9 protein-coding genes are annotated in these 12144 nt (G+C 33.8%); 2 read left to right on the top strand and 7 right to left on the bottom strand.

Annotated elements, in window-relative coordinates; all coding sequences use genetic code 11:
* Positions 1-9 precede the first annotated feature (9 nt).
* From APR43_RS08840 to APR43_RS08820, 5 genes are all read right to left on the bottom strand, one after another.
* Positions 10-1476 (bottom strand): OmpA family protein, encoded by a 1467-nt coding sequence (locus tag APR43_RS08840; RefSeq protein WP_053473347.1) that lies wholly within the window; start codon positions 1474-1476, stop codon positions 10-12.
* Positions 1477-1589: 113 nt separating this feature from the next.
* Positions 1590-2783, bottom strand: a complete 1194-nt coding sequence (gene kbl / locus APR43_RS08835; protein ID WP_053473348.1) for a glycine C-acetyltransferase — start codon at positions 2781-2783, stop codon at positions 1590-1592.
* A gap of 81 nt (positions 2784-2864) precedes the next feature.
* The gene (locus APR43_RS08830; RefSeq protein WP_053473349.1) at positions 2865-6023 is read right to left on the bottom strand and encodes a UvrD-helicase domain-containing protein; all 3159 of its coding nucleotides are present in this window, start codon (positions 6021-6023) and stop codon (positions 2865-2867) included.
* Positions 6024-6192: 169 nt separating this feature from the next.
* Positions 6193-6789: a lipoprotein signal peptidase gene (locus APR43_RS08825; protein WP_053473350.1), complete on the bottom strand. Its 597-nt coding sequence runs from the start codon at positions 6787-6789 to the stop codon at positions 6193-6195.
* A 121-nt stretch (positions 6790-6910) separates the two neighbouring features.
* Positions 6911-7117, bottom strand: a complete 207-nt coding sequence (locus APR43_RS08820) for a hypothetical protein (RefSeq protein WP_053473351.1) — start codon at positions 7115-7117, stop codon at positions 6911-6913.
* Positions 7118-7297: 180 nt separating this feature from the next.
* Between APR43_RS08820 and APR43_RS08815 the strand changes: the two genes are divergently transcribed.
* Together APR43_RS08815 and APR43_RS08810 are read left to right on the top strand one after the other, a co-directional pair.
* A complete protein-coding gene (locus APR43_RS08815; protein WP_053473352.1) occupies positions 7298-7654 on the top strand; it encodes a roadblock/LC7 domain-containing protein in 357 nt (118 codons plus the stop codon).
* Positions 7655-7687: 33 nt separating this feature from the next.
* A complete protein-coding gene (locus APR43_RS08810) occupies positions 7688-8068 on the top strand; it encodes a hypothetical protein (RefSeq protein ID WP_053473353.1) in 381 nt (126 codons plus the stop codon).
* Positions 8069-8307: 239 nt separating this feature from the next.
* On the opposite strand, the gene APR43_RS08805 is transcribed toward APR43_RS08810, so the two are convergent.
* Together APR43_RS08805 and ileS are read right to left on the bottom strand one after the other, a co-directional pair.
* On the bottom strand, positions 8308-8688 hold the full coding sequence (locus tag APR43_RS08805; protein WP_017497677.1) for a TraR/DksA family transcriptional regulator: 381 nt from the start codon (positions 8686-8688) through the stop codon (positions 8308-8310).
* A gap of 10 nt (positions 8689-8698) precedes the next feature.
* Positions 8699-12100 carry an isoleucine--tRNA ligase gene (gene ileS / locus APR43_RS08800; protein WP_053473354.1) on the bottom strand — a complete coding sequence of 1134 codons (3402 nt, stop codon included), beginning with the start codon at positions 12098-12100 and terminating at the stop codon, positions 8699-8701.
* Between the last annotated feature and the right edge of the window lie 44 nt (positions 12101-12144).

The raw sequence follows: 12144 nt of genomic DNA, 5'->3' as shown, positions 1-12144 counted from the left end.
AAAAGTAAATTATAGTTTACCTTGGTATTTAGAACCTATGTGTTTAATTTCAGTTCTTCTGTTTTGTGCTTTACCTGCAGCAGTTTTGTTACTTGCAACTGGTTGAGAAGATCCAAATCCTTTAGACTCTAAGTTTTCAGCGTTAACACCTCTTTCGATTAATGCATTTTTCACAGCATCAGCTCTATCTTGAGATAATTTGTCGTTGATTTTAGCAGAACCTGTACTATCTGTGTGTCCTTCAATAGAGAATTTCGCGTTTGGATAGTTTTTAAGGATTTCTTTAATAGCGTCTAATCTAGCTGGAGTTTCTTTGTCACCAGTTTTGAAAGTAGCTTTTCCTGAGTTAAAGTAGATTGCTCTAGCTTGAACTTTAAGATCTTCTAAAGCTTGAGAAGATACTTCAGGACATCCTCTGTTACTAGCTGGACCAGCAACTGTAGGACAATCGTCATCTTTATCTAAAACACCATCTTTATCAGCGTCTAAGAAAGGACAACCACCATTTTCTTTAGGACCTGCAACTGTAGGACATTTATCGTCTTTATCAGCAATTCCGTCTCCGTCAGTATCAGGACAACCTTTTAATGCAGCTAAACCAGCAGTATCTGGACAAGCGTCATCTTTGTCAGCAACACCGTCTCCGTCTCTATCAGGACATCCGTTTAATGCAGCTAAACCAAATTCGTTTGGACAAGCATCAGAAGCATCAACGATTCCGTCTCCGTCAGTATCAGGACATCCGTTGAATTGTTTTAAACCAGCAACATCTGGACAAGCATCATCTTTATCGTAGATACCGTCACCGTCTGTGTCTTTACCACCAAATTTGAATACAAGACCAGCAGTGTGTTGGAAGTGAGATGGAGCATCTGGAACACCAGCTGCATCTTCTCTATCTCCGCTTACAGACCATTTGTATTTAGTAGCTAACTCAAGACCAATAGCATCAGTAAACCAGAAAGTAATTCCAGCACCTGGATTTACAGTTCCGTAGCTGCTATCTCCGAAGAAAGTATAACCTCCACCAACAGATAACGAAGGATCAATCACTTTAGATTTGATTAATTCTTGGAAACTGTATTTGATAGTAGCATCAATTCCGTAGTACATCAAATCACCAGGATTAGTTACAATCATACCTCTTCCGTCATGTCCAGGAGCATCTGGAGCAAAAACAACATATTTATCAATTTTGTTTACAGATCCTTGTAAACCAACTGAGAAACCACTACCAACGTATCTAGACACACCAATGTAAGATAAAGAAGGAAGAATATTCCAATTGTCTTTTACTGCGAATGGCTGAGAAAAGTGCGCAGGGAAAAAGTCAACATGTTCTGGACTTGCACTAGTCCTTGTATCCACAGCATTCACCCCGAAAGAGATAGCCCATGGATTGTTACTGTCTTGTGCGTGAGAACTTAAACCCATCACCATCATTACAGCAACTAAAAGTTTGTTAAGATGTTTCATACTTAATTTTTTTAATTACAATTTAGTTAATTACAAGCAAAAGTAACACCAAATTTTTTAAATACAAAATCAAATGTTAAAAAAAACCTACAAAAATTACACTAATGTGGTAATTATATAACTTTTAACATTTTACCTGTTAATTTAAATGCTTCTATTGCCTTGTCCAAGTGCTCTTTAGTATGAGCAGCTGAAAGCTGGACTCTTATTCTTGCTTTATCTTTAGGAACTACAGGAAAGAAAAATCCTATAACATATATACCTTGTTTTAAAAGCTCATTAGCCATAGTCTGTGATAATTTCGCATCGTATAACATTACAGGCACTATTGCAGAATCACCATCTATTATATCAAATCCTGCTTCTTTCATGCCTTTTTTAAAGTAATTAGTATTCCATTCTAATTTATCTCTAAGCGTTGTATCTTTTTCTAATAATTCAAAAACTTTTATGGAAGCTCCTACAATTGCTGGCGCTAATGAATTAGAAAATAAATAAGGTCTGGAACGCTGACGTAAAATTTCTATTATTTCTTTTTTTGCAGTGGTATATCCACCCATTGCTCCGCCTAATGCTTTTCCTAATGTACCAGTTATAATATCAACACGTCCCATTACTCCTTTTGCTTCAAGCGTACCTTTTCCGGTTGCACCAATAAATCCGGCAGCGTGGCATTCATCTACCATAACTAATGCATCGTATTTATCTGCCAGGTCGCAAATCTTATCTAGCGGAGCAACTAAACCATCCATAGAGAAAACACCATCGGTTACAATTAGTTTAAAACGAGTTCCAGCTTCAGCTGCTTTTATTAATTGCTGTTCCAGATCTTCCATGTTGCTGTTTTCATAGCGATAACGAGCTGCTTTACACAAACGAACTCCATCTATAATTGAAGCATGATTTAAACTGTCTGAAATAATCGCATCGTTTTCCCCTAATAAAGGCTCAAAAACGCCGCCGTTTGCATCAAAAGCTGCAGCATATAATATGGTATCTTCTGTACCATAAAAATCTGCAATCTTTTTTTCTAGTGTTTTATGAATATCCTGAGTTCCGCAAATGAAACGTACAGACGACATTCCGAAACCATGTGTATCCATTGCGTCTTTTGCTGCCTGAACTACTTCCGGATGTGATGAAAGACCTAAATAATTATTGGCACAAAAATTTAAAACTGTCTCTCCTGTCGAAATTGTAATCTCCGCACCTTGAGCAGAAGTTATAATTCGCTCTTTTTTAAAAATTCCATTTTCTTCGATTGTCTGCAGCTCACTTTGCAGATGCTCTTTAATTTTACCGTACATTTTTATCTATTTAAAACGTTAAATATTAACAACTTAACCCGTAAAGAGAGAAGTTATTTCTTTAACATCTGATTAATATTTTCACAAATTTACCACTTCAATTTCCGATCCTATATATACCAAAACCTTTTTTAACACTTTGTATCCTAAATCTTCAATAGCATCTTGATATTCTTGAATTTGTTGTTGATATTTTGAGTTAATTGCACCAGTTTTATAATCCAGCAAATAAGCTTCCTTATTATTAGTTAATACAACACGATCCGGTTTTAAAATCTTTCCCTCTTTTTGAACTATGGTCTGCTCATTTAAAACTTTATAATTACCATCAAAACAAATACTTAATTCGTTATGATTTACAATCTCATTTAGTGTCCTTAAAACCATTTCAGATTGATCAAGGGTAATTAATCCATTTTCAAGTGCTTTTACAACTGCAAGATCTACATCTGACTTATCTTTTATAAAAGCCAAAATTTCGTGTACAATATTTCCGTATGAAATCGCTTCCTGTTGATGTGTTCCCCACATTAAGGCTTCACGCTGTGCTATTTTTATGTTTTTAGGATTTAAGACTTCTTTTACTATTGGAATTATCTTTAGAGTATCAACAGATTCTTCAGATTTAGAAAGTTTTGTTTTATTTCCAAATTCATATTCCAGCTTTTCAGAATCAAAAACTCCTTCGTGCATCAAAAATTTAATGAAATACGATGCCATATTATTTGGAAACTCACCGTCTTTTCTTTCTTTTAAAGATTGGGAAATAATGTATAATTGTTCTTCGGCGCGTGTTAAAGCAACGTATAGAACATTAATATTATCTAGCAATTCTTCCTGTTTTTTCAAATTAAAAACTACCGAAGCACTTTCACCAAAACCTTCAACTGCACTACTATTATCAATTAAGGCTTTTGGCACGCCTAAATCAGATTCTTCGGTATCGAGCCATAATTTATCTTTTGGTTTTCTGTTATAATCTTCTTCTGCAAAAGGCATAATTACAACCGGAAATTCTAAACCTTTTGATTTATGGATCGTCATAATTCGAACTGCATTATTTCCTTCCGGAGACGGAATGCTAAATTTCTCAGCATTTTTATCCCAGTAATTCAAAAAATCAGCAATTCCGGCTTGGTTTCTAATATCTCTTTCTAAAACAATATCCAGAAAAAACTGCACGTAGGCATTTCCTTCTGAAGGAGGTATAAATTTTGAAATGATTATTTCTATAGCTTCATAAAGTGATTTTTTCCGAACATTTTCAAAAGACAGCGAAACATCAAATGTCAAAAGCCATTTTTCGAAATCTTCTTCAAATTTCTGCGCCATTCCCTGAGCAATAAAATCATGAATTGGCATTTCGATTTCTTTATTTTCAGCTAAAAAATGAAGAAAATAAGCTTTTGATTCTAAATCTGCATTGTTGTTTAAATATCTCAGAAGATTAATTATCAAACGAACTTCTGTCGCATTTTGAATCATTAATGTTTCTGATGATAAAAGCGGAATATTTTGCTCTGTCAGGTAATTTGCAATTGCAATTCCCTGATCTCTTTTTCGAGTTAAAACAACAATATCTTTATATTTAAAACCTTCCTGAAGTACTTTTTGAATTGTATTTAAAGTCGCTAAAACATACAAATCTGATTTTTCAACAACTTCTTCTTCATCTGCAAAATCATTTTTTTCGATTATTGGAAGAAAAGAAATATTTACATAACCTCCTTTTTTTGAATTTGTATTTTGAAAACTATGATTTTCATATAAATCTTTATAATCCTCATTTATAAATTCAGAAGAAATCAATTTAAAAAAGGCGTTATTAAAATTAATAACCTCGCTATAACTTCTGTAGTTTGTATCTAAATGTTTCAGCACTTTTTCATGACTAAAAAAAGAAACTTCTTCTTTCCCTAGTTCAATAAACTGCTCGGCTTTTCCTCCTCTCCATCTGTAAATAGATTGTTTAGGATCGCCCACAATCATTAACGTTCCTTTATTACCATAATCATCTTCACCGGAAAGTGAATTATGGATTAACGGAATTAAGTTCTGCCATTGCATTTCTGAAGTATCCTGAAATTCATCAATAAAAAAATGACGATATCGCTCCCCTAAACGCTCATAAATAAACGGCGCCGGCTGATTCTGAATTTCACGATGAATGATCGCGTTGAATTCTGAAATGGATAAAACATTTTGTTCTGATTGAATTTTTGCCAATTCATTACTGACTGTATTTAGCAAAGAAAGCGGTGTAATGTTTTTTAGAAAGGCTTTATAAAAATCTCGTTTTTCAAAATTCTTGTAAACCTTAACCAAAATTTGAAGTAATTCCGGAATTATATTTTCAATTAATGATTTGTCTTTTGCTGTTTTATTAATGGCAATATCATCAAATTCGTGAAAAGTTTTATTTCGTGGATTAAATTTTCCATCTCGAATGTTTTCTAAGTGATTTGGAAATGTTCCTCTTGAAAATGATTTTAAATCAATTCCGTTTTTATCAATTAATAAAAGTGCTTCTATTGCAAATTGTTCGTTTTCTGATTCCAGTTCTTTGCACAACGCGAGCATTTTCTTTTTAATCTCAATAAACTCTTCGATTGTTTTATCGTTAAAATGAAGAATTTCATTTCGATTATTTTCATTCAAAACCAAGCGCCCGGTTTCAAGAATTTCTCTGGAAATATCCCAACTTTTATCATCGTCGGTTTTTTCCATTGTAAAATCGATCAGCAATTTAGTCAGTGTTTCATCCTGACCTGCCTGGGCTATAATGGCATCAACCGCTTCAACCAATAAATTTTCGGTATCCAGAGTGACTTCAAAAGTCATGGGAAGATTTAAATCGTGTGCAAAAGCCCGAATTACTTTATGCGTAAATTTATCAATGGTAGAAATATCAAAAGCAGCATAATTATGAATTAAATGCTTGATAATACTTTGCGCTTTTACTTTAATCTGAATAAGTGAAAGTCCGATATCTCGGGATAAATCTTCCATTAAATCGACTGCTTTTGCAGAAGGTTCGTCTTTTGCAAATTCAGACAAACTTCCCACAATACGACTTTTCATTTCATGAACTGCCTTATTTGTAAAAGTTATGGCTAATATATTACGGTAAGCATCGGGAGTTTTTGATGAAAGAATAATTTTTAAATATTCTTTAACTAAAGTATACGTCTTTCCTGATCCTGCAGAAGCATCATAAATGGAAAAAGACGGACTTTGCATAGGTTTGGTTTTTTGTATTGTAAAAATAGCACAATAATATCAAACCTCAATAATGTAAAGTTTTCAAATTCCAAAAAATAAAAATTCCAAATTCCAATATCTGCGTGCAATGAACACTCAAACATTGGAATTTGGAATTTTTGTTTTTTAGAATTTTTTAAAAAATTTATTAGTGTTTTGGAAATGCTCTTTTATTGAAAACTAACAAGATTCCAACACCTGTAGAAATTGCCATATCGGCAACATTAAAAATAGCATTGAAGAACATAAAATGTTTTCCACCAAAGATTGGAAGCCACGATGGAAGATCCCCTTCCCAAATAGGAAAGTAAAACATATCTACCACTAAACCATGAAACCATGTTCCATATGGATGCGGCGAGAAAAGTGTTGCCAGATTATGTGTACTGTCATCAAAAATAACTCCGTAAAAAACAGAATCAATAATATTTCCCGCGGCTCCGGCAAAAATTAAAGCTATTGAAACAATCAAATAAGTGGAGTGACGTTTCTTAACAGCATCAGCAAGCCAGTACCCAATTCCGAATACGGCAAAGATTCTGAAAACAGTCAAAATCAATTTTCCGTATTCTCCCGGAATTTTTGTTCCCCAAGCCATTCCTTCATTTTCAATAAAATGAATTCTAAACCAGTCAAAAAGCACCACTTCTTCACCTAGAACGAAGTTTGTTTTTACATAGATTTTAGAGAGCTGATCGACAATTAGAATTAAAAATATAAGGAAATACGCTTTTCTTAATGACATTTTATGATTTTTTGATGCGCAAAAATAACAATTAAATCAAAAAAAACGCTCCCTTGGGAACGTTAATTGTTTTGTAATAAAACTTAAACAAAATAATTTGCTTCTATTATTAGTTTTTGATCTATCTTTTTGCAACAGCATTTGCCGGACTATCTGAAAAGAATTCTGAGATAGATTTAAAAATTCCTTTACTGGGTTTTCCAGCGGCAGCTCTCTTGGCTTCTGCTTTTTTAACTTCTGCCTTAAATTTAACGCGTAATTTTTCAAATTCCTTCATTCTGTGCTCAACATCGGAATTTACATCTTTGAATTTCAATACTTTAGCCATAGTGTAAGTTTTTTAAGTAAAAAAATAAAATATTTAACGATTTGGTTTTACAATAATACATAATTTAATTTATATTTGTTAAAAAGAATTAACAATTGTTTAGGAAGATTCACAACTACATTTGATAATATATACCAAAAACGAATTAATTTTAACTCTTTCCTCAAATCTTACAAAACTATGAATGAAATAACTACTATTCTAAACAACTTTTTGGTCGAAACAAAAGCCAGTGCAGCTTTAATCTTAAACGGAAAAGGAAAACTAATCACTTCTCTTAATCTGGATTACAGTGACAGTATTGCTGCAATGAGTGCAGGAATTTTATCTATGAGCGAAAAATTCCTAATTGACCTGGAAAAAGGCTCTTTAAAACAACTTTACTTAAAAAGTTCCGATGGGGTTGTCGTCGGAAATAAAATCAGCGGTTCTAACTTTGTGATTGCATTTTCACGTGAAGGAAGCAACCTTGGTATTTTAATGCACTCTACTGATGAATTATCTGTAGAACTCAGCAAAAATTCTCTATTAAAATAAACATACATCTATTAACCACAAACCCCAAGAACTATGAGTAACGACTTTTTAAACGTTTTTTTGAATGAAATGAAAACTAACGTAAACGGCTTTATTGCTGTAGCTGTAACAGAAATTGAGACAGGATTAAGCTTTGGTAACATAACAGTAGATTCAGCTTTTGATCCCGAACTGGCCGCTGCTTATAATCTCGAAGTTGTAAAAGCAAAACTGAATGCGGTAAAAGCCTTAGGTTTAAATCAGGATATTGAAGATATTTTGATTACTCTTTCAAACCAAATTCACATTATTGACATTTCGCCAAACAAAAAATTCATGATTTATCTTGCTGCAGATGCAACAAAAGCAAATCTTGGGATGACCAGAGCGGTTTTAAGAAAACACAAAGCAGATTTAGAAAAAAATCTAGCGTAAATTTTACTTTTAAAAACCGTCATCGATAAAGACGGTTTTTTTTGTGACTATTGTAAAATTTCTTAGGTAATTATACTTGTCACATTCTTACAAAATAAATTTATTTTTAAATCAATTTATTTTGACTAATTATAAATAATTTCTTTCATTACGTTGTTTTATCAGCAAAATCAAACAAGTCAAAACATTAAACAAAAAACGCCCCTAAAAGGAGCGCTTATTGTATTATGTATTTTTGATTATCTCTGCAAATTCTTAGCTTCGATACTCATTGTTGCATGAGGAACGATTTTAAGCCTTTCTTTGCTGATTAATTTACCTGTTACTTTGCAAATACCGTATGTTTTGTTTTCAACACGGAAAAGCGCGTTTTTTAAATCGCGAATAAACTTCTCTTGTCTAATAGCCAACTGAGAGTTTGCTTCTTTTGACATTGTCTCACTTCCTTCTTCAAAAGCTTTAAAAGTTGGAGAAGTATCGTCAGTTCCGTTATTCAAATCATTCATGTAAGCACTCTTAATTAAATCAAGATCTGCTTGCGCTTTTTGTATTTTGCTTTGGATTATTTCTTTGAACTCTGCCAAATCAGCGTCAGAGTATCTTGTAATTTCATCTATCATGGTATTATACTTATTTTGAAATTAATATCAATGTTTTAATATCATCAAACTCAATTTCTGTGCCGTTTTCTAAAGCGTCAACAAAAACCAAATTATCTGTTAGTGTCTCAGACTTAATATAGTCTTCATTTTTAGAAACTGCTTCCTCTAATGGACCGTTTCTTTTTATTTGTACTTTGATCTTATCAGTAACTTCAAATCCTGAATCTTTACGGATATTCTGAATTCTGTTTACTAATTCTCTCGCTATACCTTCGTTTTTCAATTCTTCAGATATTGTAATGTCTAGTGCAACTGTAATTCCGTTTGAATTTGCAACCAGCCATCCTTCGATATCCTGCGATGTTATTTCGACGTCTTCTAGTGATAAAGTTACATTATTTCCAGCAATAACAATATCTAACGTTCCCTGCTTGTCCAATTGGTTGATCTGATCTGCAGAAAAAGCTTGTATTTCCTTAGAAATCAACCCCATATCTTTTCCAAAACGTGGTCCAAGAGCCTTAAAATTAGGCTTAATCTGCTTTACTAAAATACCCGAATCATCGTCTAAAAGTGCAATTTCTTTCACGTTTACTTCGGCTTTTACCAAGTCAGAAATCGCTTCGATTTCAGCTCTCTGATTCTCGTCAAGTACCGGAATCATTACCTTTTGCAGAGGCTGGCGTACTTTTATCATCTCTTTTTTACGTAATGATAAAACCAAAGATGAGATCGTTTGCGCCTTCTGCATTTTGCTTTCCAACGTTTTATTAACAAAGTTTTCGACAAATTTTGGAAATTGAGCCAAGTGAACACTGGCAAAATCCTCAGTTCCTGTCGAAGCTGTCAAATCTCTGTACAATTTATCCATGAAAAAAGGAGCTACAGGAGCGCTTAATTTGCTGATTGTTAACAAGCAAGTATAAAGCGTTTGGTAAGCTGCAATTTTATCATGAGCATATTCACCTTTCCAGAAACGACGACGACATAAACGAACGTACCAGTTACTTAAGTTTTCCTGAACAAAGTCAGAAATTGCTCTTGTTGCTTTTGTTGGTTCGTAATCTTCATAACATTCATCTACAAATTTGATTAATGAATGTAATTCAGAAATGATCCATTGATCGATTTCCGGTCTTTCGTTTAACGGAATTTCTGCTTCAGCGTATTTAAAACCATCGATATTAGCATATAACGAGAAGAATGAATACGTGTTGTATAATGTTCCGAAGAATTTACGGCGAACCTCAGCAATTCCTTCAATGTCAAACTTTAAGTTATCCCAAGGATTTGCATTTGAAATCATGTACCAACGTGTGGCATCCGGGCCGTATTCTGCAATTGTTTCAAAAGGATCTGTTGCATTCCCCAGACGTTTAGACATTTTTTGTCCATTTTTGTCAAGAACCAAACCATTTGAAACTACGTTTTTATACGCTACTTTATCAAAAACCAAAGTTCCGATTGCGTGTAAGGTATAAAACCATCCGCGAGTTTGATCTACTCCTTCTGCAATGAAATTTGCAGGGAAATCTTTGTTCTCGTCAATTTTATCTTTGTTTTCAAAAGGATAATGCCATTGTGCATAAGGCATTGCTCCAGAATCAAACCAAACGTCAATTAAATCACTTTCGCGTTTCATTGGCTTACCTGAAGCCGAAACCAGAGTAATTTGATCAACTACATTTTTGTGCAAATCAATTAAATCATAATTTGATTCAGACATGTTTCCGATTTCGAAACCTTTAAATGGGTTTTCTTTTTGAAAACCAGCTTCGATCGATTTTTCGATCGCATTGTATAATTCTTCAACAGAACCAATCAGAACTTCTTCTTTTTTGTCTTCCGTTCTCCAGATTGGCAATGGAATACCCCAATATCTAGAACGAGATAAGTTCCAGTCGTTGGCATTTTTCAACCAATTTCCAAAACGTCCTTCACCAGTAGATTTAGGTTTCCAGTTGATAGTTTCGTTCAGGTCGAACATTCTATCTTTTACATCGGTTACTTTTATGAACCAAGAATCTAGTGGATAATATAACAACGGCTCATCAGTTCTCCAACTGTGTGGATAACTATGTACGTATTTTTCAACCTTAAAGGCTTTATTTTCTTCTTTTAATCGAATTGCGATTTCAACATCTACTGATTTCTCAGGAGCTTGTCCTGCATCGTAATATTCGTTTTTAACATATTTACCTGCTAAATCACCTAAATGAGAAGTGAATTTCCCTTGTAAATCAACTAAAGGAACTGGATTTCCTTCTTCATCCAAAACTAACATTGGCGGAACTTCTGGTTTTGCTTCTTTTGCTACTTTAGCATCATCTGCACCAAAAGTAGGCGCTGTATGCACAACTCCTGTTCCGTCTTCTGTAGTTACGAAGTCTCCGGCAATTACTCTAAATGCGTTTTCAGCATTTTCATATGGCAACACATAAGGCAATAATTGTTCGTAACGAATTTCTAATAAATCAGCTCCCTTTGCTTCGGTTAAGATTTTATACGGAAGTTTTTTGTCGCCGTTTTTAACATTATCAAAATCAGCATCGTCTTCACTTAAGAAAAATCCTTTTCCAAATTGTTTTCCAACTAAGTTTTTAGCTAAAACAACATTGATTGGCTCAAAAGTATATTGATTGAATGTTTTTACTAAAACATAATCGATTTTTGGCCCAACTGTTAAAGCTGTATTTGATGGTAATGTCCATGGAGTTGTCGTCCAAGCCAAAATGTGAATATCTCCAAAACCTTGTAAAAAGCCTGGAAGCGTTTCTGGCAAAGTTTTGAATTGCGCTACAATTGTAGTATCTGTAACATCTCTGTAAGCTCCGGGCTGATTTACTTCGTGAGAAGATAATCCTGTTCCTGCTTTTGGAGAGTATGGCTGAATTGTGTATCCTTTGTACAACAAGCCTTTATCGTAGATTTGTTTTAAAAGCCACCAAACAGATTCCATGTATTTTGGTTTATACGTTACATATGGATCTTCCATATCTACCCAATAACCCATTTTTTCGGTCAAATCATTCCATACGTCCGTATAACGCATTACGGTTTTTTTACACGCTTCGTTATATTCTTCGATAGAAATTGTTTTACCAATATCTTCTTTTGTAATTCCTAATTCTTTTTCGGTTCCTAATTCTACAGGTAAACCGTGAGTATCCCAGCCTGCTTTTCTTTTAACCTGAAAGCCTTTTTGAGTTTTATATCTGCAAAAAATATCTTTAATAGCACGCGCCATCACGTGGTGAATTCCTGGTAATCCGTTTGCTGAAGGCGGACCTTCAAAAAATACGTAAGGCTCTGCACCTTCGCGAGTAGTTACACTCTTTTCAAATATATTTTCTTTCTTCCAAAAATCAAGAACTTCCGACGCTACAGTTGGCAAGTCAAGTCCTTTGTACTCAGTAAATTTTGTACTCATTTTATCCTTTTCTTAAACGAGGTGCGAAAGTAAGGAATTTTGAA

Source organism: Flavobacterium sp. NLM (genome assembly GCF_002210235.1).
GTDB lineage: Bacteria > Bacteroidota > Bacteroidia > Flavobacteriales > Flavobacteriaceae > Flavobacterium > Flavobacterium panici.
This window is presented reverse-complemented; position numbering and strand designations above follow the sequence as displayed.